Genomic DNA, 23664 nt, shown 5'->3' on the forward strand with positions numbered 1-23664 from the left:
GATCCGGGATCCATGTTGGTTTGCTCGTGCCGCTGGGTATGCCTGCTGGCCGGGACTCGCCCCGGCGGGCGAGGCACTTTTCTTTGCTTCGCCAAAGAAAAGTACCCAAAAGAAAGGCGACCCGATGGTCTGGGTCCCTTCGCTTCGCTGCGGGCAACCTGCGGTGCTCGCCGAAAGCGGGGTCGAGCTCGAACTCGCTACGCTCAGACAATCGCTCGCCCTGATCCGCTTTCGGCTGTGCTCCTCGGCCCAGCCCGACGGGTTTTGTGGATCGGAAGCCAATACCAATTCGGGGAGACAGGACGCGCGAAGCGCGTCCTGTCGGTCTCAAGCGGCCGGCATGTTTGCACGCGAGCGCAGCACACGCGGCCAAATGAAGTCCCCCTCCATCGCCCAGCGGGGCGAGGGAGGGGTTAGGGGTGGGAGTGGGGAGTTGCGCCTACTGTCCAAGGCAAACCGCAGGCGCAGCGTGACGTCTCATGGATTTTTGCGCAACCCTGCCAAAATCTCTCCAATGCAATTTTTTCGAGACCTCAACCTCTCCGCGTTCACCGCAGGCTTCGTGGCCGTGCTGGTCGGCTTCACGAGTTCGGTCGCCATCGTTTTCCAGGCGGCGCAGGCCTTCCACGCCACGCCGGAACAGATCAGTTCCTGGATGTGGGCGCTGGGCTGGGGCATGGGGCTGTGTTCGGCGATTCCTTCGCTGTGGCTGAAAAAGCCGGTCATGGTGGCCTGGTCCACGCCGGGGGCGGCGGTGCTGGCGACAGCGGGGCTGGCCGGCGGCTTCTCGATGGGCGAGGCGGTGGCGGCCTTCATGGTCAGCGCCGCGCTGATCACGCTGTTTGGCGTGACTGGCTGGTTCGAGAAAGTCATGAACCGCATTCCGCTGGCGATTGCGTCGGCGCTGCTGGCCGGGGTGCTGGCGCGTTTTGGCTTGCAGGCGTTTGCCGCGGCTCAGACGGCCTTGCCGCTGGTGCTGCTGATGCTGGCGATTTACCTGGTCGGCAGACGTTTCATGCCAAGGTATGCGGTGGTTCTGACCTTGTTTGGCGCCATCGTGTTTGTGGCTGCACGCGGCGAGATGGCCTGGACGGCCATGAACTTTTCGTTTGCGTTGCCGGTGTTTGTCGCGCCACAGTTCACGCTGGCGGCCATCGTTAGCCTGGCGCTGCCGCTGTTCGTGGTGACCATGGCCTCGCAGAACCTGCCGGGCGTGGCGGCGATACGCGCGGCCGGTTACGGGCCCGACGCGCCGGACGGCGGCATCCCGGTGTCCAAGGTCATCACGCTGACGGGCCTGGCGACGCTGGTGCTGGCGCCTTTCGGCGCCTTTGCGCTGAACCTCAGCGCCATCACGGCCGCCATCTGCATGGGCCCCGAAGCGCACGAGGATCCGCGCAAGCGTTACACCGCGGCCGTGGCTTGCGGCGCGATCTATGTCGTGATCGGCATTTTCGGCGCTGCCGTGACGGGCCTGCTCACGGCGTTCCCCAAGGAACTGGTGGTGGCGATTGCCGGGCTCGCCTTGCTGGGCACGATTGGCAGCGGCCTGGCGCTGGCGGTGCGCGACGAGTCGCACCGCGAGGCCGCGCTGATCACTTTTCTGGTCACGCTGTCGGGCGTGACCCTGGCCGGCATCGGTTCGGCCTTCTGGGGCGTGGTGGCCGGCGCGATTGCGCTATTTGTACAACAATACCGGCAGCGCACTGCCTGAGCAGTCACCACCTCTTTTACCGATGGACCCCGTTCATGAACATTCTCTTCATTGCCGACCCGCTGGCTTCTTTCAAGATCTACAAGGACACCACCTTCGCGATGATGCGCGAGGCGCAGCGGCGCGGCCACAACATCAGCGCCTGCGAGCAGCAGGACCTGATGTGGCAGCGCGGCGCCCCCGTGATGGCCCATGTGCGCGACATCACGCTGACTGGCGACGCGAAGGACTGGTTCAGTGAGCGCGGCACGCGCCAGGTGGCGCTGAAGGCGTTCGACGCCATCCTGATGCGCAAGGACCCGCCGTTTGACAGCGAGTATTTCTACGCCACCCACCTGCTGGAGCAGGCCGAGCGCGACGGTGCCCGGGTCTTCAACAAGCCGCGCGCGCTGCGCGACCACCCGGAAAAACTCGCCATCATGGAGTTCCCGCAGTTCATCGGCCCGACGCTGGTGACGCGCGACCCCGAGGACATCAAACGTTTCCACGCCGAACACCAGGACATCATCCTCAAGCCGCTCGACGGCATGGGCGGCATGGGCATCTTCCGCGTCGGCCCCGACGGGCTGAACCTGGGCTCCATCACCGAAACGCTGAACCGCCACGGCGCACAGAGCCTGATGGTGCAGAAATTCCTGCCCGAGATCGTCAAGGGCGACAAACGCGTGCTGATCATCGGCGGCCGGCCGGTGCCGCACAGCCTGGCGCGCATCCCGCAGGGCAGCGAGGTGCGCGGCAATCTGGCGGCCGGTGGCTTGGGCGTGGCGCTGCCTTTGTCGGCGCGTGACCGCGAGATCGCCGAGGCGCTGGGCCCCATCCTGCACAGCCGCGGCCTGCTGCTGGCCGGTGTCGACGTGATCGGTGATTGCGTGACCGAGATCAATGTCACCAGCCCGACCTGCTTCCAGGAAATTTTCGACCAGACCGGTTTTGATGTGGCGGCGATGTTTGTCGATGCTCTCGAAGCTGCTATCTGAATCAAAAAGCCCTTTAGCCAAGGAAGGACGGGCGCCAATAGCTCCTGAATCGATAGCGTTCAGGGGCGGGCGGCGAGCCGGCGCGCGTGGCGCTTGCGCGCCCAGATCACCAGGCCAGTGACCGACAGCAGCGCCACCATCACGCCCATGAAGGACATCAGGATGCGGCCCGGCAGCCCCAGCAGGCGGCCCGAGTGCAGCGGCAGCTGCAGCTGCACGAAGACGTCGGCGGCCGTGCCTTTCCAGGGCCGGTACTCGCCGAGGACGCTGCCATCCTTCGCGTCGATGTAGAGGTTGGACAGGCCCATGCCCATGGCACCGCTTTCATCGGCCGGGTCGAAGAAGGACACGTTGTAAAACGCAAAATCCCCGCCGTAGTAGATGCCGCTGGGCGGGTATTCGTAGCCGCGCCGTACCGACTCCAGCGTCGCGACCTTGACCGCTTCGGCAAAACCCACGGTCGGCGGCACGTAGCTGCCGAAGGGGGTGGGCGTCCGGGTTTCGTAAGGCCCCGGCGTGGTTGTCGACACCAGCGACATCAGCGGGTAGAACACCTCGCGGTAGAGGTTCAGTGAAAACGAGGTGAAGGCCAGCACGATGATCACGCCCCAGACCCAGAGGCCGCCGGCGCGGTGGATGTCGAAGTTGAGCTTGTAGCCGCCCGCCTTCCAGCGCAGCAGCCAGGACGGTTTCCAGCGTTGCCACCAGCTGGCCGGCGTGCGGTGCGCGGGCGCGGTGTCGCTGCGCTGCTTGAGCCGGCGCGGCGTCGTCAGGTACAACGCCACAAAACTGTCAAGCAGCCAGACCAGCGCCACCCCGCCCATCAGCCAGTAGCCCCAGCGGTCCGTGCCCCAGAAGGCCGGCATGTGCAGGCTGTAGTGCACCGTGCGCAGAAAGGGCATCAGGCTGCGCCGCGACAATGACACCGCCTGCGAATCGCGCCGGCCGGTGATCTGCGCGGTGACCGGGTCGACAAACACGTTGTTGTAATCGGGCGCGTGAGGCTTGCCGGTGGCCGGGTCGGCCAGCGGGCGCACCAGGAAGGAGGCGGCATGGCCTTCCTCCAGCGCCAGCGGGATGTAGCTGACCTGCACGCGCGGGTCCGCCGCCTCCACCACGGCGACGAGTGCCAGCGGGTCGCGCAGCGGACCGCGACCCGGCGTGGTCATGATGTCGGCATTGAGCCACTCGTCGAGTTCGTGGTCCCAGGAGGTCACCGCGCCGGTCAGGCCGGCGACGATGAGGAACAGCGCGACCGTCAGGCCGGCCCAGCGGTGGATCAGCGTCCAGAAGGCCCGCATCGTGATCAGGCGCGCTTCAGAAGTCGAGGGATGCGCTCACGACCAGGGTGCGCGGTGCGCCGAGCACGAGGTAGTTGTCGCTGGGTGTGCTGCCGCCGGCCGAGGCCCAGTAGGACTTGTTGGCCAGGTTGTCGATGCGGGCGCGCCAGGTGAGGGCACGGCCGTTGCCGATGTCCGTCATGTAACGCGCGCCGACGTCCACGCGGCTCCAGGCCGGCACCACCTGGGTGTTGGCCGCATTGGCGTACTGCTTGCTGGTGTGCAACAGCCGTGCATTGAATGCGAGACCCCGCACGCCCGGCACCTCCCATTCGGCGCCGATGTTCCACTGCTGCCGGGGCACGCCGATGGCGTCCTTGCCATCGGTCAGGCCGCCCTGGGTTCTGGTCTGTTCCGCGTTGAGCAGGGTCAGTCCGCCCAGCAGGCGCAGGCCGCGCACGGGCTCGCCATACACCGAGAACTCCAGGCCCTGGTTGCGCTGCTCGCCGAAGGTGCCGTAGGTCTGGTTCTGCACGAAGGCCAGCGGCCGGTTGGTCGAGAACGCGGCCACGCTGGCGCCGAAGCTGCCGCCGTCGTACTTGACGCCGACTTCCTTTTGTTTCGAATGGAAGGGTACGAACACCGCGCCCGCGTTGGTCACCGGCAGGCCGCCGGAGGTCAGCGGCGCGACCGCGCCGGGCACCAGGCCTTCGATGTAGTTGCCGTAGACGGACAGGTTTTTGTTGACCTTGACGACCAGACCGGCGATCGGTGTCGTGCGGCTGGCCTTGTACTGGCTGTCCTGCACGCCGGTGTTGTAGTTGTAGGTAATCTGCTCGATCTCCTGGTTGCGTGCACCGAGGGTCAGCAAGACCGTGTCCTGCGCAAAGGACAGCGTGTCGGCAATAGCCACACTGGAAGTTCTGGTGTTCGCCTGGACCAGGGGGTTGTCGAGCCGCCCGCCGGTGAAGAAATTGGCCGGTGGTGCGGTGACCGTGGTCGGGCTGTAGATGTTGTTGGCAAAGCCGGCGAAGTTGGCAAAACCGTAGGCATTGCGGCGCTCGTTGTCATAAGCGGCGGCCGAAGCGACCACGGTGTGGCCCACGCTGCCGGTGTGGAATTTTCCGCGCAGACCGATCTCGGCAGTGCTGATGCTGTCTTCGCGGGTGTTGTCGAAGCGCGTGGTGGTGGTGGCGCCGGCCGCATTGGTCAGGGTCGGGTTGGCCAGCACATTGGCCTCTTTGCTGCTGCGCACGCCGCCGGCGACCCAGCCGGTCAGGTTGTCGGTGAAGTCGAGTTCGCCGCGCACCGTGGCGAAGGTGTCCCGCTCTTTGGAATACGTCCAGGGCTGGGCAAAGTTGCTCTTGGCATCGGGTGCGTCCGGAATCGGCAGAGTGGCGGCCGGCGTCACGCTGGGGCGGCCACCCGTCAGTTGGTAGTCCTGGTAACCGATGTCGGCCGAGATGCGCGCCCTGCTGCTGCGCCAGTCCAGGCCAAGGCCAACGGCCGTCAGGTCCACTTTTTCATTGTCCACGCCGGTGCCGCCGTCGCGGCGCACCGCGTTCAGGCGGATGCCGGTGCTCTGGTCCGGGCCGAAGCGGCGCGCGATGTCGGTGGAGACCGACGCCTGGCCGCCGCTTTGCACCCCAAAACCGATGCGGGTCAGGGGCTCGTTCGGGGCGCGCTTGGGCAACAGGTTGATGCTGCCGCCCAGGCCGCTGCCGCCGGGCGCGGCGCCGTTCAGAAAGCTGTTGGCGCCGCGGAAGACTTCCACGCGCTCCAGGAATTCCGCTGCGATGTACTGGCGCGGCAACATGCCGTACAGGCCGTTGTAGGCCACGTCGTCCGAGTACACCGGGAAGCCGCGCACGATGTAGACCTCCTGGAAGTTGCCGAAGCCGCGCGCCTGCCGCACCGAGGGGTCGTTGAGCAGCACGTCGGCCACGCTTTTGGCCTGCTGGTCCTGGATCAGCTCATTGGTGTAGCTGGTGCTGGAAAACGGCGTTTCCATGACGTCCTGGTTGCCCAGGATGCCGACACGCCCGCCGCGTGCCACCTGGCCGCCGGCGAACGGCTTGGTCAGACCCTCGGCCGACGCGTCAGCGCTGGCGTTGACGGTCACGGTGCCCAGCGTCGCCACCGGGGGTGTCGCCGCCGGCCCTTGGGCGAAGGCCGGCGGAAGCCAGAGGACCAGGGCGGTGGCGACCGCGACAGGGGTGAGGGCAAAGCGGGAGGACAGCATGGTGATTTTTACAAATGTTAATGAGAATGATTATTATTACTTAATGTTGTCGCCTTTCCAGCCCGGACCCGGTTTCGGGCGGACATATCGCCGGGGTTGTGGCCCGGGTGCAACGGCGGCGGTGGCGACCGGCTGCTGCCGGCCGTGGGTGGTCAGGCGCGCAGGGCGCCGCCTTCGAAAACCTTGAGCTCGCCCGGCGCGAAGGCGACCCAGTGTTCATTGGTGGTCAGCGGCGCCGTCACCACCACCGCGACCCGGTCGGTGGGCTGCGTGTGTTCCGCAAAGTTCACGCTGAGGTCTTCATCGCTGAGCGTGGCGTGCGCAAACGGGTGTTTGCGTTCGACGTAATACAGGCTGGTCGAGGCATGGGCCCACAAGGCCTGGCCGTTGCCGAGCAGAAAGTTGAAGGTGCCGTGGGGCGCAATCTGCGCGGCCAGTTCGCGCAGGGTCAGGGTCAGCTCGCCCACGCTGGGCACACCGGCGTGTGATTTGGCCAGCTCCTGCATGATCCAGCAGAACGCGCGTTCGCTGTCGGTCGTGCCCACCGGCCGGAAGCTGCCGTGCAGGCGCGGTGAAAAATCCTTCAGGTCGCCGTTGTGCGCGAACACCCAGTAGCGGCCCCACAGTTCACGCACGAAGGGGTGGCAGTTTTCCAGCGCGACCCGGCCCTGCGTGGCCTTGCGGATGTGGGCAATCACGTTTCGGCTTTTGATCGGGTAACGCCTGATCAGTTCGGCCACCGGCGAGGCGCAGGCCGACTGGTGGTCGACAAAATGGCGCAGGCCCTTGTCACTGCCGTCGCTGCCGAGGTCGCCGTTGCCTTCAAAAAAGGCAATGCCCCAGCCGTCCGTGTGTTCGCCGGTGTTGCCCCCGCGTTGCGCAAAACCGCTGAAGCTGAAGGTCACGTCGGTCGGCGTGTTGCAGTTCATTCCGAGGAGCTGGCACATGATTCAGGACCCCCTGGACGAAGCAGGTGGCACTTCGCGCAAGCGCCAGGCCGCCACCAGCGCCAGTGCGCACAGTGCCGCCAGCATCATGAAGGACTCGTTGAACGCCGCCAGCCGCGCCGGGCTGGTCGCTGCCTGCGTCAGCGAGTCGCCATGCGCCGCGAGCCGCCATTCCAGCACGATGCCGCACAGGCTCACGCCGATGGCGCCGCCCAGCATGCGCACGAAGTTGATGGCGCTCGAGCCTTGTGAAATCAGGCTGCGGTCCAGCGCCCGCAAGGAGCCGAGATTGAGCGACGGCAAAATGAAACCCAGCCCGATGCGGCCCAGGATGGCCCAGAGCACCAGCACCCAGATGGCGCTGGTCAGCGTCACGGTCAGCATCAGCGCAAACGACAGCGCCAGCAGCGCCAGCCCGGTGCTCACCAGCAGCCAGGTCGGGTGGCGGTCGGCCAGCCGGCCCACCAGCGCAATCGTGACCGCCAGCACAAATCCGGCCGGCAGCAGGATGGTGCCGACATAAGAGGCCGACAGGCCCAGTCCGAGCTGCATGTAGACAGGCAGCAGGTAGGTGGAGCCGAACAGCGCCGTGCCGTAGATGAAGGCCACGATGCTGCCCATTGCGAACGTCCGGTAACCGAACAGCGCCAGGTTCATCAGCGGCTCGCGCCCGGTGCTCGTCATGCGTCGCTGCCAGGCCAGAAAGGCCACCAGCGCCAGCGCCGCGCCGCCCAGCAGCAAGGCCGCTTGCAGCACCGAGCCGCCATGCAGGGCCACCATGCCGTTGAGCAGGCAGAGGGTGCCGACGCCGCCCAGCAGCAGGCCGCGCCAGTCCAGGGTCGCGCCCTTGCGGTTCGGCGCGACGCCGCCCGGGGCGGTGACCGGCACATAGCGGTAGGCCATCCACAGCGAGGCCAGGCAAAACGGGATCACCATGAAAAAAATCGAACGCCAGCCAAACAGGTCGACCAGCACGCCACCGAGGCTGGGGCCGATGGCCGGTGCCAGCACCACACCCATGCCGAAGATACCGCTGGCGCGTCCCTGTTCGTTCGGCGCAAAAGCCCGCATGATGATGATGGCCGGAATCGGCTGCACCACGCCGGCCGCCAGGCCCTCGGCCACGCGCGCGCCCAGCACCAGCGCGAAGCTGTTGGCAAAGCCGCCGCCGATGCCGCCGGCCAGCAGCAGCAGCATGGTGCCCACATAGGTGCTGCGGTAGCCGTAACGCGCCAGCAGCCAGGGCGTGGTCAGCATGGAGACCGTCATCGCCACCATGAAACCCGAGGTGACCCATTGGGCCCGCTCCTGGCCCAGGGTGAAGTGCTGGCTCATGTCGGGAATCGCCACGTTGACGATGGTCGAGGACATGATGGAGGCCATCGTGCCGATCATCACCGACAGCAGCAGCAACCAGCGGTAACGCGCGCCGTAACGCGCCTGCATCTCGTCCAGCGTGGAAGGGCCGCTCACGACCGGCCTTGTTCTGTCGCGGCGCAACGAAACGGCATCAGTCGCGCGGTTCGGACCAGAGCTTGCCGCCGGTGGACCAGTTCTCGCGCTTGATGTCGGTGATGATCACATCCACCGAATCGGGCGCGCCGCCCAGGATCTCGACACTGACCCGGGTGATCTCGGCAACCAGCTTTTTCTTCTGCTCGATGGTGCGGCCTTCCATCATTTCGACGTGGTAGGTGGGCATGGGTTTCCTTTGAATTGATGTGAACCGGTGCCCTGATGATAAAAGCCCGGCGGACGCATGCCATTTTTTTGTCGGCAAAGACTGACAGAAGAACAAGGCGGCCGGGTGCCCGGGCGACGCACCAACCATGGGAAACTCCAAAGGAAACGGCCCACCGGCCCTGCCGGCACGGGCTATTGCCCTTGTTTCCCGCGTCAGGCGCCTTGAGAAATTCCCTTGTTCAACGACAGCCCTTCCTCCGCCCCCGCCCATCTGCCGCGTCTGGCCGGCCGTGCCTACCACTGCCAGTGCGGCTGTCCCGTGTTTTTCAGGAACAGCACCTGCCTGGCCTGCGGCACGGCGCTGGGTTACGACCCGGCGCAGGCCAGCCTCCTGCCCCTGATGCCGGGCGAGCAGCCCGACACCTGGGTCGCCTGGCAGCCCGAGGGTGGCAGTGAGGCGGGACCGGACGGTGCCGCGCAGCCAGACACCCCGGCGGCGGTGTACCTGCGCTGCGCCAACCTGCAGACCCCGGCGGCCTGCAACTGGCTGGTGCCGGTCACCCCTGACCAGCCGCAGCCGCTGCTGTGCCAGGCCTGCCGCCTCAACCGCACGATTCCCGACCTGAACGACCCGGCGCACCCGGACAACGGCGAGCTGTGGGGCAAGATCGAGCTGGCCAAGCGGCGCCTGGTGTCGGCTCTGTTGGTGCTGGGCCTGCCGGTGGCATCGCGGGCGAGTGAGGACAGCGAACACGGCCTGATGTTCGACTTCCTGCGTTCACCCGATTTCGGCCCACACATCATGACCGGGCACGACACCGGCCTGATCACCCTGAACCTCAACGAAGCCGACGACGCCACGCGCGAGGCCACACGCAAGGCCATGCATGAGCCTTACCGCACCTTGCTGGGCCACTTACGCCATGAGGTCGGTCACTACTACTGGGACCGCCTGGTCGCCGGCACCTCCTGGCAATCCGGTTTCCGGACGCTGTTCGGCGACGAAAGCCAGGATTATCTGGCCAGCCTGCAGACCAATTACCAGCAGGGGCCGCGGCCGGACTGGCCGCTGCACTATGTGAGTGCCTACGCCAGCGTGCATCCCTGGGAAGACTGGGCCGAGTGCTGGGCCCACTACCTGCACATGCGCGATACCGTCGATACGGCCCTGAGTTTTGGCCTGTCGGCCGAAAGCGCCCAGCTGGAGTTCACGCCCTTCACGCTGGATGCCTTGTACGAGCCGGAGCACCCGGGCGCGCAGGTCTTCCTGGACTTCCTGAACCAGTGGACACGGCTGACCACCCTGCTCAACGAAATGTCGCGCGCCATGGGGCAGCCTGACTTTTACCCCTTTGTGTTGCCGCGCGAAGTGGTGGCCAAGTTGCATTTCATCCACCTGGTGGTGATTTCCGTCCGTGACGGGGCAGGCCATGGACAGGCGCAGGCCCCAGGCCAGCAGCAACGCCAGTCATGATCAAAAGCGGCCTCAGCCCACTATCCGCGGGCGAAGGCAGCTCCTGATTTGATAGCGGTGGACTGATCAGCCAGGCTGGCCGATGCGGCCCGAGGCAGCTATTCGAGCGCCTGCACGGACAGGCCGTGTTGTTCGGAAAACGCCTTCAGGATGCCGGCAATCTGCATGTCCTGCAAGCTGGTCACCAGCTCGACCATCTTGTGGCCGCTGCCCTTGTGGCTGTCGCTGACGGCCACCGTGGCCGCGCTGTCGTCCACGGCAAACAGCGCCTGCAGCGTCGGGCCCAGCGAGGCCATCAGCTGCGTGCGTTGCGCCTCGGGTGCGTGCGTGTCGGCCGGGTAGTGGATCTCAAACGAAAAATTGGTTTTCTGGCTCATCCTGATCCTTCGTGTGCGTCGGGAAACTCCCAGTGTGCCTGCGCGCGCCATGCAGCGGGCGTCGGACAGGGGCGCGCGCTGCCGTCGGCGGCCCGGCCCCCTAAGCTTCCCCGGCGAGGTCTTTCATTTCCCAGGCGATGCGCCCCAGTTCGGCTTTGAGCTGCAGGCGCGCCGCGTCGTCCAGGCCAGCCAGGCTTCTGGCCAGGCTCAGGCGGCGCGGTGAAATCGCCGGGCCGCGGGAGGCAAACACGACCGCATTGCTTTTTTCCGCAGCCATGACTTCGACCGCGTTGCCGCCGAAGCTGCGCTGGATGCGGCCGGCCAGCACCGGGTAGTCGGGGTGGTCGTGGTGCAGGTTGACCGCCAGCACACCGTCCTCGCCCAGGGCGGCAAAGCAGTCGTCATAAAAACGCTGGGAGCACAGCGCAGCGGGCTGGCCGTCCTGGTCGAAACCATCGACCAGCAGCACATCGAAAACCGGCGCTGCCGCCTGCAGGTAAAGCGCGCCGTCGGCGGCGATCACGACAAACCGTTCGTCGTCGTCGGGAATCTGGAACTCGCGCCGCAGGGCGATCACATGCGGATTGATCTCGAGCACGGTCATGCGCGAGGCCGGCAACTGCCGGTGGCAGAATTTGGCCAGCGAGCCGCCCCCGAGGCCGATCATGCCGATGTGCGTCGGCGCGGGCTGGAACAGCAGGAAACCCATCATGGTCCGGGTGTAGTCCAGGTCCAGCCGCCAGGGCTGGTGCGTCAGCATGCGGCTTTGCAGCTCGCCCAGCGTGAAATGCAGCGACTTCGACGCGCCGTCTTCCCGCACAAAGGGCACGGTGTACTGCAGCGACTGAAAATCGCCGGGCGCCGTGGTCACAGCGACCTCGCGATCTTGCGCAGGTCCAGCACGACGGCCGGCAGGGCCATCGCCACCAGCAGCAGGGCGATCGGCAGCGTGGCACTGAAGCCCATGGCCTTGAAGGCGACGGCGCCAAAAATCCCGCCCGAGAAAAACAGCCCGAGCAGGGTGGCGTGGATGAACAGCTTGTCGGTGTTGGCCTCGACGAACTGGATGCTGTTGGCCTTTTTCGACTGGTTCCAGTAGATCAGCCGCCCCAGCTCGATGCCCAGGTCGGTGATGACCCCGGTCATGTGGGTGGTGCGGATCTCGGCGTGCGAGATCTTGGTGATGATGGCGTTTTGCAGGCCCATGATGAAACACAGCAGCAGCACCGCCGTCGGCACCAGCAGGGTGGCGAACGATTTCAGGTTGGCACCCACCAGGCCGAACAGCAGCAGCAGCACCGCCTCCAGCAGCAGGGCCAGCGCGTACTTGCTGCGCAGTTCCTGCCGCCGCGCCCAGCTGATGAGCAAGGTGGTCGTGATGGCCCCGCCGATAAACGCGGCCAGGCTCACCAGACCGGCCAGCGCCAGGCCGATGCTGCCGACCACCAGGTCGTCGGCGATGGACGAGACGATGCCCGTCATGTGCGAGGTGTAGCGCTGCACGGCGAGAAAGCCGCCGGCATTGATGGCCCCGGCCACAAACGCCAGGATGCCGCCAAACTGCCGGTTGCTGCGGCGCGTGCGTTCCCTGGCGGTGAGTCGAAGCAGAAATTTGAACAAGATGAACCTCTGCCATGCAAGAAGCATGACAGTGGACATTATGGTGCGGGGAACCGGTCGTCCCGGCGGCGCCCGCAAGATTTTTGACGAAACCGGCTTCCGGCCCTCAACTGACGGGCGCAAGACGCTATTGAATTTATAGCGTTCCGGAAATGAGACCCGGGAGCGACCGGCCCGCCGGCGCTAGGCGGCACGGCCTGGCGGATCCACCGGCGCGGCTTCCTTGACGAGGTGGTCCAGCGCCTGGGCCACCACGCCGTGTGTATCGACGGGGCGCATCAGCTTGTCCCTGATCAGGCGTTCGCAACTGCGTTTGGTCATCGAATGGGGCTGGCCGCCGTGGCTGACGAACATGAACAGGGTGCCGCGGGTGCTGGCCCAGATCAGCTGCGCGCGCAGCCAGTGGCGCCGGGAGTAGATGTCCACCCAGCTGCCTTCGCGCAGGCCCATCAGGATGTCTGCGGGCTGGCGCGCACTGTCGCCGGCGGCGTCTGACGGGGTGTCAGCTGCGCCGCTGTCGGGCGCTTTGGAGGCCGGCGTGTTGTCTTGCGGCTCCGGCGTGGCGCCCAGTGCCGCCGGCCCGGACGGCAGGGTGTCTTCGAAGCCGGCCTGGTCGAGTTCCTGCGGCGCCAGCCAGGGCTGGCCGGCGGCCTTGGCCTTGCGCTGCTCGGGGGTGGCAGGCAGAAGGTCGCTCAGGTCGCTCAGGTCGGTTTCCCCCATGCCCACTTCCAGCGGGGCGCTGTCCGATTCGACCGCATCGCGGCGGCTGCGCACGCGGCGCAGCTTGAGCACCGGGCGGTGCAGCCTTTCCATGGCGTCGAAAAACGCCTCGGTCTCGCCCGGGTCCAGCCCCAGCGATGCCAGGCCCGCATGCAGCTTGCCGAGCAGGCCGGGAATCATCGCGATGAGTTTGCCCGGGCGCTTGAGCGTGGCCTGGCGCTTGACACTCCAGAGCAGGTCGGTCACCAGCGAGCCGTAACCCTGGGGGTCGATCTGGCGCGCGGTGTCGGTCAGCCGGGCGTGCGCCATCACCAGCGCCCAGGGCCCGAACAGGAAGTCCAGCACCACCCCGGGCACCTGGTCGAGGTCGGCGCGCAGGCTCATGTCCAGGGCAATCTGGTCGGCCTGCGCCTGCCGCTCTTCGGCAAACTGCATGGTCTGGCGCATGGTGCCGCGCAGGTCGCGCTCGTGCCGGTCCTGCTCGTCCCACAGCGCCTGCAGTTCGGCCAGCGCAGCGCCGAAGGGCCGGGCATCCTCGATCTCGAGGGCGTTGAGCCCGTTGAAGGCCTCGGTCAGCGAGTGGAAAAAAATGTCGAAGGCTGGGCTGTGTTCGTCGTGGTACTTGAAGCTGCGTTGCGCCACCCGTTCCATCAGCCGGCGCGCGGGGTGGTTTTCCTCGCTGAAAAAGCGCGAGTCCACCATGGCCAGGCGCAGCAGCGAAGGCTCCAGCGCCACAATCGCCTCGCGCACCGGCACCAGCAGGCGCGGGTCCTGCGCGACCTGGTTGACCAGCTTTTTCACCACCTCCATGCCCAGCACCTGGCCGACACGGGTGGCGTCTTTCCTGAGCTGCGTGCGCACCAGCGCGCGTTCGCGGGCGCGGCCGTAAACACCCCAGACCTGCGAGCTGAGCTGGCTCAGCACGTCCACGATGCGCGACGGGTTGTGCGGTTCCTCGTCGGCGTCCTGCGCCGGCAGCGCCGGGCGGCGCGGGTCGCTGCGGGTGCCGCGGTAGCTGCGGGCTTCATCGCCAGCATCGGGGGCGGCGGGCTCGGGCTGCAGCGCCGCCTGTGCCGAATCGGGTGTGCCCTTCAGCGCGATCAGTTCTTCTTCAATGGTGGCGTAATAGGCGGGTGCCAGCCCGTGGTCGGCGTTGCTGCCGCCGCGAAACAGGAAGTCCTGGAACAGCGCATCCTTGACGTCGTGGTTGGACAGGTCCGCGTACTGCGACGGCGCCCGGGTGAAGGGTTCGTCCGAGGCGTAGCCGATGCCGACCGGGCCGCCTGGCGCGCCCGGGCCGGCGGCGGTACTGCCGGGCTTCTGGCCGGTGCTGGCGGGCGTCTGCAACACCCGGTAGCTGGCGGCCCGCACCTGGGCCAGTTCCAGCACATTGATCAGGCGTTCGTAGATGCGTTTGAGTTCGCGCCCCAAGGGCTCGCCAAGGTGTTTGATCCACAGCGTGCTGATCGTGGGCGCGACCGGCGCGTCCAGCAGCAGGGTGCGCAGCGTCTGCGCATACACCTCGGGCCGCACCGGGTTGGCCTGCGCGCGGACGTTGACCAGCCCCTGCGCCGAACTCATCAGGCCGTCGAGTTCCGCCAGCACCTGCTCGACCATGGGTGCGACCTGCTGCTGCAGCCGCGCGGACTCGATGCCTTGCTCGACCTCGGTGTCGTCAATCAGCGAGAACATGTCGGCACCCGCCAGCGCATGCACCGGGGCGCGCGTCGCGACGGGCTGCGTAGCCGGCGTTGCGGGCTGGTGGAAGGCGGTCAGCAGGGCCCCGGGGTAGCGCGCACACCAGCCGTCGCGGTGGCGCAGCAGTTCGCGCCAGGCCAGTGCCAGGTCGTCGCGCTCGTTGGCTTTCAGGCTTTGCGCCTCTGCCAGCTGCAGCGCTGCTACCGCGTGGTCGATACAACGTTCAAGCGCCGGCTTGGCGGCTTTGGCAGCCTCCTGCAGACAGCGGAGTAAGACGTCGGCTTGCGATGCCATGGTGGAGGGCGATGTGGCTAAGAGAGGAGAGGGCCTGAGGAGCGGTCAAGTCATGGGTGGGGGAAAAATCCCGGTTCACCCGACCCCGAAGTGTGGGCTGAACTGGCGCAATGCTGCTGGAAATCCCGAAGTATCTTGTAACGATTTCTAACTAACTGCGCAGTAAACAGAGACTGCTTACATTCCGGCGGCGCGGCCGCAGCCGCTCGCGCCTCGGGGCGGCTTTTTTTGCGCGGATCGACCAGGCGATGGGGGTGTGCAGGCAAATCCGGCATGCGCCCAACAGGAACGGGCGCCTTCAGCTATGGTTTGCATAGCGAATCAGGGCGACCGGTGCGGGTGCTGCCGCTGACTGGCCGGTGCACCCCGTTTCTGCGTGGCCAGACCGCAACGGCCAAAGCCACCACAAACCGTTGCAGTTTGTGGTGGCTTTGCAAGGGGCGGCGCGGCCGGTCTGGCCGCCCCGCCCCGGGGTCGGTTCAACCCGGGATCAGTTGGGCAGCAGCACCTTGTTGACCACGTGGATCACGCCGTTGGACTGGTAGACGTTGGCAATGCTGACCATCGCGGTGCCGCCTTTTTCGTCGGTCACCATCACATTGGAGCCGCTGGCCGTGACCACCAGGCTGTCGCCGCTGGCGGTGGTCAGGGTGGTGCGGCCATTGCCGGCCATCACGCGCTGGCTCAGGGCGGCAGCGTCGAGCTTGCCGGGCACCACGTGGGCCGTCAGGATTTTTGTCAGCAGGGCCTTGTTCTCGGGCTTGAGCAGTGTGGCGACGGTGCCGGCCGGCAGGGCGTCAAACGCGGCATTGGTCGGTGCAAACACGGTGAACGGGCCGGGGCTCTTGAGCGTGTCGACCAGACCGGCCGCCTTGACGGCGGCGACCAGCGTCGTGTGGTCCTTGGAATTGACGGCGTTGTCCACGATGTCTTTGGTCGGGAACATGGCGGCGCCGCCGACCATGACCGACGGGCCGCCGGACATCTGGCTGCCGGACATGCCACCGGCACAAGCGCTGAGCAAAACGGCAGCACCGGCTGCAATGAGTAGTTTTTTCATAGTGAGACTCCTGTTGAGGGTTGTTGGTCTGTGTAATCCGCCACAGCGCGCCGGCGTGTTGTCCGCCTGGGAGGAATACGCCCGGAATGCCCCACTGGATTCAAGGGGCAATCGACAACGCGCCATGGCCGGCCCGCGGGGAACAAAGCGGGGCCGGGCGAGGTCAAATTTTTCGCAGCGGGCCCTGTTTTTCCCCGCTGTCAGGAGGTGTCACCATGGAGCAACTGAAACACTGGCAAGACCCGGTCAATGCCTTGTTGGGTCTCTGGGTCCTTCTTTCGCCCTGGGCGTTGGGCTTCCAGGATGAGCGGGTGATCATGCTGAACGCCGTCATCGTCGGCGCGGCCCTGGTCGCCGTGGCGCTGGGGGCGATATTTGTCCCGCGCGCCTGGGAAGAGTGGACCGAGGGGGCGCTGGGCCTCTGGCTGGTCGCCTCGCCCTGGGCGCTGGGATTCAACACGCATGAGCAGGCCACGCTCAATGCGGTGGTCGCCGGCCTGGCGATTGCCGTCCTGGCCCTGTGGACGCTGCTGACCGACAAGGATTACAGCGGCTGGACACGGGACTGGACGGTGCGCTGAGCGGTCGGCGTCGGCCAGCTTGGGCTGGCTGACGCCGGGCTGCGGCCAATGACCACCACAGCGCAATGCGGTGGTGCAAGGGTGTTGGCCCGAGCCCGCTCAGCCCTTGAATAAAAACGGCGCCCGAGGGCGCCGTGGAGGGCGGTTTGTGCATCAAATCTGGCCTCAGCCCAGATGGGGCGGGCGCAACCAGCTATTGATTTCGTAGCGAATCAGGCGCTGCCAGCCTTGACCTTCAGGCGCCAGGCGTGCAGCAGCGGCTCGGTGTAGCCGCTCGGCTGCTCCAGGCCCTTGAAGACCAGATCACAGGCGGCCTGGTAGGCGGCGGACGTGTCGAAGTGGCCGGCCATGGGCCGGTACAGCGGGTCGCCGGCGTTCTGCTTGTCCACCACGGCGGCCATGCGTTCAAAAGTCTCCTTCACCTGCGCTTTTGTCACCACGCCATGCAGCAGCCAGTTGGCCATGTGCTGGCTGGAGATGCGCAGGGTGGCGCGGTCTTCCATCAGGCCGACGTTGTGGATGTCGGGCACCTTGGAGCAGCCCACGCCCTGGTCGATCCAACGCACCACGTAGCCCAGGATGCCCTGGGCGTTGTTGTCGAGCTCCTGCTGTTTCGCTTCGGCGCTCCAGTCGGGTGTGGCCGTGACGGGAACCTGCAGCAAGCCGTTCAGCAGGGTATTGCGCTCCTTGCCGGCGTCGATTTTTTCGAGGTCTTTCTGCACCTTGCTGACCTTGACCTGGTGGTAGTGCAGCGCATGCAGCGTCGCGCCGGTCGGGCTGGGCACCCAGGCGGTGTTGGCGCCGGCCTTGGGGTGGGCAATCTTCTGCTCCATCATGGTTTTCATCAGGTCGGGCATGGCCCACATGCCCTTGCCGATCTGTGCCTTCCCGCGCAGGCCGCAGGACAGGCCGACCAGCACGTTGTTCTTTTCATAAGCCGCGATCCAGGCGCTGCTTTTCATGTCGCCCTTGCGGATCATGGGGCCGGCGTGCATGGCGGTGTGCATCTCGTCGCCGGTGCGGTCCAGGAAGCCGGTGTTGATGAAGGCGACGCGGCTTTTGGCCGCGGCAATGCAGGCCTTCAGGTTGACGCTGGTGCGGCGCTCTTCGTCCATGATGCCGAGCTTGACGGTGCTGTCGGGCAGGCCCAGCATTTTTTCAACACGGCTGAACAGCTCGGCGGCAAAGGCGACTTCGGCCGGGCCGTGCATCTTGGGCTTGACGATGTAGACCGAGCCCTTGCGCGAGTTCTTGATGCCTTTTTTGCCCTTGCGCTTGAGGTCGTGGATCGCGATCGTGGTGGTGACGACGGCGTCCAGAATGCCTTCGGGGATTTCTTTCGTCGAGCCGTCGGCGGCGGTGTAGAGGATGGCCGGATTGGTCATCAGGTGGCCGACATTGCGCACAAACATCAGCGAGCGGCCGTGCAGCGTGACCGGTTTGCCCTTGGGCGAGGTGTATTCGCGGTCCGGGTTCAGGCCGCGGGTGAAGGTCTTGCCGTCCTTGGTGACGCTTTCCGTCAATGTGCCCTGCAAAATGCCCAGCCAGTTGCTGTAAGCCAGCACCTTGTCGTCGGCATCGACCACGGCCACCGAGTCTTCCAGATCCAGAATCGTGGACAGCGCGGCTTCCACCACCAGGTCGCTGACGCCGGCCGCATCGCTTTTGCCGATCGGCGTTGTACGGTCAATCCGGATGTCGATATGCAGGCCGTTGTGCTGCAGCAGCACCGACGACGGCGCCGAGGCCTTGCCCTGGTAACCGATGAGCTGGCTCGCGTCGGCCAGCGTGGTGTTCTTGCCGCCCTGGAGCGTGACGACCAGCTTGCCGGCGCGGACCGCGTAGCCGGTCGAATCGATGTGCGAGCCCTTGACCAGCGGCGCGGTGCGGTCCAGCACATGGCGTGCGTACTCGATCACCTTGGCGCCGCGCACCGGGTTGTAACCCTTGCCCTTTTCAGCGCCATTGTCTTCCGAGAGCACGTCGGTGCCGTACAGCGCGTCGTACAGCGAGCCCCAGCGCGCATTGGCCGCGTTCAGCGCATAACGCGCGTTGAGGATGGGCACCACCAGTTGCGGGCCCGCCTGTTTGGCAAGTTCGGCATCGACATTGCCCGTGGTGATGGTGACTTTTTTCGGCGCGGGCACGAGGTAGCCGGTTTTCTCGAGGAAGGCGCGGTAGGCCTTCATGTCGGCAATCGGTCCGGGGTGGGCCTTGTGCCAGCTGTCCATCTCGGTCTGCAGGCGGTCGCGCTCGGCCAGCAGGGCGATGTTTTTCGGCGCCAGGTCCGCCACGATGGCGTCAAAACCCTTCCAGAAGGCAGCGCGGTCCACGCCGGTGCCGGGCAGGACCTGGTCATCGACAAAGCGTTGCAGAACCGTGGCCACCTGCAGGCCGTGGAGTGTTGTGCGTGGGGTGGTTGTCGTCATGGGGGAACCTCAAAAAAGGGCAAAAAGAAGGAAAGAAAAAAAGGAAGGTCGAATCAATGAAACGGATTATCCCGCCGGGAAGAAACCCAGCACGTCGCGCAGATTGCTGCCGCTGCGCGTCGGCTGTGTGCCCAGCTCCTCGAAGGACAGGGCGTAACGGTTGACCCAGAGTGTCTGGTAGCCGTACCAGGTCGCGGCCAGCGCGTCCCAGCTGTTGCTGCTGACAAAGGCGATCTGCGCTGCGGCCAGCCCGGTGGCCTGGGGCCCGAGCGCATAGGCCTCGGGGTGGGTCTTGTATTTGCGGATGCTGTCGACACTGATCACATGGTCGAGCAGGTCCCCGAGCCCGGCGGACTTGACGGCCACGTCCAGCATCGAAGGATCGCCGTTGGACAGAATGCCGGTGACGATGCCGCGCTTTTTCAAAGCCTGCAGCACCTCGCGGTTTTCCGGAAAGGCCGACAGGTGCCGGTACTGGTTCATCAGCCGCTCTTCGCGTTCGGCCGTCAGGTCCAGGCCCAGACGCTTGCACGCGTAACGCAGGCCGGCACGGGTCAGCGCCCAGAAGGGCTGGTAAAACTCGCCGCCGTTGCTGGTGGTGACCAGGCGCGTGTATTCAATCTGCTTGTCGCGCCACAGTACGCCCAGCGCCTGTCCCTGGCCCGGAAACAGCTGCTCCGCCAGCAGGCCGACGCTGTACACATCGAACAGCGTGCCGTAGGCATCGAACAGGACGGCCTTGGGTTGCTTCATGCCGTGACTTTATTTGATCCTTGGGCAGAGATTAATGTCGATAAATCACATTTATCTTTGACTTGAATGAATGGAATCGACCGCGACCCGAAGCCGGCCAGACCGGCGAAGTCGCCCCGTCTTCAAGCTGATTTGCGCAGGCATAAGTTGCCCAGCCCAAAAATAATAACTATGTATTACTTGTTGAAGATCACGTCAACGCTGTCAATTCATAGAATAATAAATACGTGTTACTAAATGTGCCAAGGAGAAGAGTCACCTTGCATCCACCACCGTCCCGGCGAGCCCGGGGCTTCACTTTGCTGGAGATCATGCTGGTGCTGCTGACGGTGGCGGTGCTGGTGGCGCTGTCCGTGCCGGCTTACAGCCTCTACGTGCAGCGTGCCCAACTGGCGCAGCTGTTGCTGCAGATCGACCAGATCTCGACGGCCGTGCAGATCGAGGACGCGACCGGCGTGAAACGCCTGCAGCGCGACGCCCAGCCGGGCAAGTCGCCGCCGGGTCTGGCGGTGGTGCCCGATGCGTCTTTCAACGAGCCGGGCGGCATTCGCCTGCTGCTGATCCAGGCCCCTGCCGGCTTCTTCCCCTCTTCGCCCAGGGAGGTCCGGTATGGCCTGATTGCGGATCTGACCGGGGCCGCCGATGTCGGCCGCCTGGCGCAACTGCGTCAGGCACTGTCCTTTGACGCGGCCGACAAGATCTGGATTGCCGACGGCCAGCTGGCATTTCCGCTTGTCGCGCTTGCGGTCTCTGGCGCCGTCACGCCGCCGCCACTGCCCGTTACAGGCTGGGAGGGCGTGGGTGTGCCCGGCCGCAAGGACACCTGGTCGGCCCAGGGCACGCTGTCGGTTTATGGCACCGATGGCCAGCCGCTGACCGGCGTGAATGCCGGCATGCGCATCAAGGTCACTCTCCAGGTGACGACCTGGGACGGCCGGCAGATCGAACGCTCCTGGACCGACTTGGGCAACCTCAGTGCCGGCAAGACCTCGTTCCGTATCGATGGACTCGCCGCCCGGACCGGCAAGGGCGAGGTCGTGACCAGTTGCCGTCTTGAGGTGACGGGCATCGACTACTACTGGCCCAGGGATCCGCCGATCAGGTGGGACGGCGTTCTGGCATCGATCCAGATGCCGATGCCACCCTAAGTACTGGCCTGCACGCCATGACCAAACCGTCATCATCTTCTGATGTTCCTCCAGTGACCGAGCTGGACGGGAGGGGGGCCGATTGGGGCTTGCTGATGTCACGCGCGCAGCGTGAAGAGCAAGCCCAGCAGGCTGCAGGCGCTGCGCGTGCACAGGGTGCTGGCCCGGCGCTGCGGCGGGTCGTGTTGGTGCTGCTACTGCTGGCGCTGGCTTGCGCATTGGCCGTGTGGCAGGGGCTGGGGACGCCGGCCGGCCCGAGCCCGGCCGACCGGGACCAGGGGCGCCGAGCCCTGCTGGCCCTGATTGGCAGTTCCCTGGCGGACCACCTGCGCGTGCACGGCGAATACCCCGAGAAGCTCGACGAGGTGCTGCCACTGCAAGCCGAGGTGGCCTATCGGCGCATCGAGGGCGGCTACGAGCTGACGGTGCGCCTGAGCGACGGGACCCTCTTGACCGGAGAGAAACCATGAACACAGAACTTCAACTCGAGCCGGGGCAGGCTGCCAGCGCTTCGGACTGGCTGGGCGGCGTGTTGCGGCGGCTCAGGCCGGATGACGAGGGCTTGCCGGTCCTGCCCGATCAGCTGGAGGCAGCGTGGGACACGGCGGCCGCTTACTGCGGCATGAGCGTGTGGCAACTGTGCGAGGAGATCGCACGCCAATACGGCCTGCCGAGCGAACCCTTGCCCGTCAGACTGTCCGACGAAGCGGTGGCATGGATGGGCTCGCCGGTGGTTCTGGAGGCTGGCGCGGTGCTGGTGCGGCATGCCGAGGGTTACCTGGTGGCGGCGGTGGCCCAGCCGCTGGAGCCCGATGTGATGCAGCGCCTGCGTTTCGTGAGTGGCGTGCCGGTTCAGCTGGTGCTGGTCCCGCCGGCCGAGATCCGGCTGTTGCGCGAGATCCTGGCGCTCCGGACCGCCCCGTCCCGCAGGGACACAGTCGACACCGTGGCCGACGCAGTCGCTCACCAGGAGGCCCGGGACGTGCTCGTGCAGACGCCCGAGGCGGGCAGCGGCGAATTCCACGTCGAGGATCAGGAGACGGACAACGCCATCGTGCGCCTGTGCAACCTGATGCTGCGTGAAGCGATGGCGCATGCCGCCAGTGACATCCATTTGCAGCCCATGGGCGGTGATGGCGTGGTGCGCCTGCGCATCGATGGCCTGCTGCGCATCCAGGGCCGGGGGCCGGTGTCGGTCATGCGGCGGGTGGTCAACCGGTTCAAGGCGGTCGCGGGCATGGACCCGACAGGGCACATGCGTCCGCAGGACGGCCACGCGCGCGTCATGTCGGGGGCTCAGACCCTGGACATGCGGATCTCGTCGCTGCCTGTGGTGGGCGGCGAGAAACTGGTGATCCGCCTGCTCGGCGGCCATAGCGTGTTGCGCATGGACGACCTGGACCTGCCGGAGATCGAGCGTCGGCAGGTCCGCAACCTGATCGACGCCAGCATGGGCGTGGTGCTGGTGGCGGGGCCGACCGGTTCGGGCAAGACCACCACGCTCTACAGCGTGCTGGCCGAGAAAGACACGGCCGACGTCAACATTGTCACGGTGGAAGACCCGGTGGAAATCCGCATGCCCCGGCTGGCGCAGACCGAGGTCAACGCCAAGTCCGGGCTGGATTTCGCCAACGCGTTGCGCTCGGTGCTGCGGCAGGACCCCGACATCATCCTGATCGGCGAGGTGCGTGACCGCGAAACCGCCGCCATCGCGATGCAGGCGGCCATCACCGGCCATCTGGTGCTCGCCTCGATCCACGCCAATGACGCCGTGAGCGTGTTGCCGCGGCTCACCGAGCTGGGCGTGAGCCCGGACCTGGCAGGTGAAGCGGTGCGAGGCATCCTGTCGCAGCGCCTCCTGCGCGCGGTCTGCCACGCCTGCGCGCAGCCGGCGCAGGCGCCCTGGACCCCGGCCGAAGCCTGGCTGCAGGCGCATGCAGGGGTGACCAGCAGCCTGCGCGCTGTCGGTTGCCCTGCCTGCGCAGGCACAGGCTACAAGGGGCGGCGCAGCATCCTGCAGGTGCTGACCAACACGCCTGCAGTGGCACGTCTGCTGGACCATGGTGCGCCGTTGAGTCAGGTGCGCGAACTCGCGCGCCAGGAAGGCATGCGTTTCTTGTCGGAAAGCGCGCTGGACCGCGTGCAGCGCGGCCAGACCACGGTGCAGGAGGTGCTGCGCGTGATGGGAACAGACTTCTGGCGCGAGATCGGTGTGGTGACGGGGCGCACACCTCCGCTGGACCTGATCGAACCGCCCAGCCTCGTGCAGGATGAGGGCGGCCGCGGCGGCGTTTTGCTGATTGCCAAGACCGAAGTCTGGCGCGGCAGGCTGTCGGCCTGGCTGCGCGAACTGAAGTGGCGGGTGGTCACCGCGTCCAATGTGCGCGAAGTGCAGGAGGCGATGACGCACGACTCCGACTTCTCGCTGGTAGTCATTGACCTGGCGACCGCGGACGAGCAGCGCGCCCGGGCGCTGATGTCGGTGCGCGGGACGATAGCGGGCGCGGCCGTGCCCATGCTGGTGTTCGAGGACAGCGGGCCCCCGGCCCTCGCACAGTACTTTGGTCAGCAGCCTTATGTGATGCTGGCGCCGCGGCCTGCCAGTGCCGGGGATCTGCGCCCGCAGGTCGATCGTGCATTGGCAATGTAAACGGCGACGCGGTCCCG

19 protein-coding genes are annotated in these 23664 nt (G+C 66.1%); 7 read left to right on the forward strand and 12 right to left on the reverse strand.

From position 1 onward, the window contains the following. Nucleotides 1-514: 514 nt before the first annotated feature. On the forward strand, nt 515-1714 hold the full coding sequence (locus tag AAG813_RS12635; protein WP_341915716.1) for a benzoate/H(+) symporter BenE family transporter: 1200 nt from the start codon (nt 515-517) through the stop codon (nt 1712-1714). Between the two features lie 35 nt (nt 1715-1749). Further along, nucleotides 1750-2691, forward strand: coding sequence for a glutathione synthase (gshB, locus tag AAG813_RS12640; RefSeq protein ID WP_341915718.1), 942 nt, complete (start codon nt 1750-1752; stop codon nt 2689-2691). A gap of 59 nt (nt 2692-2750) precedes the next feature. On the opposite strand, the gene AAG813_RS12645 is transcribed toward gshB, so the two are convergent. The 5 genes from AAG813_RS12645 to AAG813_RS12665 form a co-directional block, all read right to left on the reverse strand. Next, nucleotides 2751-3992, reverse strand: coding sequence for a PepSY-associated TM helix domain-containing protein (locus tag AAG813_RS12645; RefSeq protein ID WP_341915723.1), 1242 nt, complete (start codon nt 3990-3992; stop codon nt 2751-2753). A 16-nt stretch (nt 3993-4008) separates the two neighbouring features. After that, nucleotides 4009-6213: a TonB-dependent siderophore receptor gene (locus tag AAG813_RS12650; RefSeq protein WP_341915727.1), complete on the reverse strand. Its 2205-nt coding sequence runs from the start codon at nt 6211-6213 to the stop codon at nt 4009-4011. Nucleotides 6214-6365: 152 nt separating this feature from the next. Then, nucleotides 6366-7160 (reverse strand): class II glutamine amidotransferase, encoded by a 795-nt coding sequence (locus AAG813_RS12655; RefSeq protein WP_341915730.1) that lies wholly within the window; start codon nt 7158-7160, stop codon nt 6366-6368. A 3-nt stretch (nt 7161-7163) separates the two neighbouring features. Then, nucleotides 7164-8633 (reverse strand): MFS transporter, encoded by a 1470-nt coding sequence (locus AAG813_RS12660; protein ID WP_341915733.1) that lies wholly within the window; start codon nt 8631-8633, stop codon nt 7164-7166. Between the two features lie 37 nt (nt 8634-8670). Then, nucleotides 8671-8862, reverse strand: coding sequence for a 4-oxalocrotonate tautomerase (locus AAG813_RS12665; RefSeq protein ID WP_341915736.1), 192 nt, complete (start codon nt 8860-8862; stop codon nt 8671-8673). Between the two features lie 216 nt (nt 8863-9078). Between AAG813_RS12665 and AAG813_RS12670 the strand changes: the two genes are divergently transcribed. Next, nucleotides 9079-10317 (forward strand): putative zinc-binding metallopeptidase, encoded by a 1239-nt coding sequence (locus AAG813_RS12670; RefSeq protein ID WP_341915740.1) that lies wholly within the window; start codon nt 9079-9081, stop codon nt 10315-10317. A 98-nt stretch (nt 10318-10415) separates the two neighbouring features. Here AAG813_RS12670 and AAG813_RS12675 read toward each other — a convergent pair whose 3' ends face one another. From AAG813_RS12675 to AAG813_RS12695, 5 genes are all read right to left on the reverse strand, one after another. After that, the gene (locus tag AAG813_RS12675; RefSeq protein WP_341915743.1) at nt 10416-10694 is read right to left on the reverse strand and encodes a hypothetical protein; all 279 of its coding nucleotides are present in this window, start codon (nt 10692-10694) and stop codon (nt 10416-10418) included. Between the two features lie 100 nt (nt 10695-10794). Continuing rightward, nucleotides 10795-11565: a fused MFS/spermidine synthase gene (locus tag AAG813_RS12680; protein ID WP_341915747.1), complete on the reverse strand. Its 771-nt coding sequence runs from the start codon at nt 11563-11565 to the stop codon at nt 10795-10797. Continuing rightward, nucleotides 11562-12314, reverse strand: a complete 753-nt coding sequence (locus AAG813_RS12685) for a YoaK family protein (RefSeq protein ID WP_341915751.1) — start codon at nt 12312-12314, stop codon at nt 11562-11564. Before AAG813_RS12685 ends, AAG813_RS12680 begins: the two co-directional genes overlap by 4 nt. A 183-nt stretch (nt 12315-12497) precedes the next feature. Beyond that, nucleotides 12498-15026 carry a DUF1631 family protein gene (locus tag AAG813_RS12690; RefSeq protein WP_341915754.1) on the reverse strand — a complete coding sequence of 843 codons (2529 nt, stop codon included), beginning with the start codon at nt 15024-15026 and terminating at the stop codon, nt 12498-12500. A gap of 490 nt (nt 15027-15516) precedes the next feature. Beyond that, a complete protein-coding gene (locus AAG813_RS12695; RefSeq protein ID WP_341915758.1) occupies nt 15517-16086 on the reverse strand; it encodes a fasciclin domain-containing protein in 570 nt (189 codons plus the stop codon). Nucleotides 16087-16301: 215 nt separating this feature from the next. Between AAG813_RS12695 and AAG813_RS12700 the strand changes: the two genes are divergently transcribed. Continuing rightward, nucleotides 16302-16667 (forward strand): SPW repeat protein, encoded by a 366-nt coding sequence (locus tag AAG813_RS12700; protein WP_341915762.1) that lies wholly within the window; start codon nt 16302-16304, stop codon nt 16665-16667. Between the two features lie 212 nt (nt 16668-16879). Here AAG813_RS12700 and AAG813_RS12705 read toward each other — a convergent pair whose 3' ends face one another. Further along, entirely contained in the window at nt 16880-19096 is a 2217-nt protein-coding gene (locus AAG813_RS12705) for a malate synthase G (RefSeq protein WP_341915764.1), read from the reverse strand. Nucleotides 19097-19162: 66 nt separating this feature from the next. Beyond that, the gene (locus tag AAG813_RS12710; RefSeq protein ID WP_341915766.1) at nt 19163-19849 is read right to left on the reverse strand and encodes a haloacid dehalogenase type II; all 687 of its coding nucleotides are present in this window, start codon (nt 19847-19849) and stop codon (nt 19163-19165) included. Between the two features lie 260 nt (nt 19850-20109). Between AAG813_RS12710 and AAG813_RS12715 the strand changes: the two genes are divergently transcribed. The 3 genes from AAG813_RS12715 to AAG813_RS12725 all read left to right on the forward strand — a co-directional run bounded on the left by AAG813_RS12715 (nt 20110) and on the right by AAG813_RS12725 (nt 23647). After that, a complete protein-coding gene (locus tag AAG813_RS12715) occupies nt 20110-20997 on the forward strand; it encodes a prepilin-type N-terminal cleavage/methylation domain-containing protein (RefSeq protein ID WP_341915770.1) in 888 nt (295 codons plus the stop codon). 95 nt (nt 20998-21092) lie between these two features. Further along, entirely contained in the window at nt 21093-21467 is a 375-nt protein-coding gene (locus tag AAG813_RS12720) for a hypothetical protein (RefSeq protein ID WP_341915773.1), read from the forward strand. Next, complete coding sequence (locus AAG813_RS12725) at nt 21464-23647, forward strand: GspE/PulE family protein (protein ID WP_341915777.1); 2184 nt, start codon at nt 21464-21466, stop codon at nt 23645-23647. The genes AAG813_RS12720 and AAG813_RS12725 overlap by 4 nt, the downstream gene beginning before the upstream one ends. The last annotated feature ends 17 nt before the right edge of the window (nt 23648-23664 follow it).

Source organism: Polaromonas sp. YR568, assembly GCF_943371715.1.
Classification (GTDB): domain Bacteria; phylum Pseudomonadota; class Gammaproteobacteria; order Burkholderiales; family Burkholderiaceae_C; genus Polaromonas.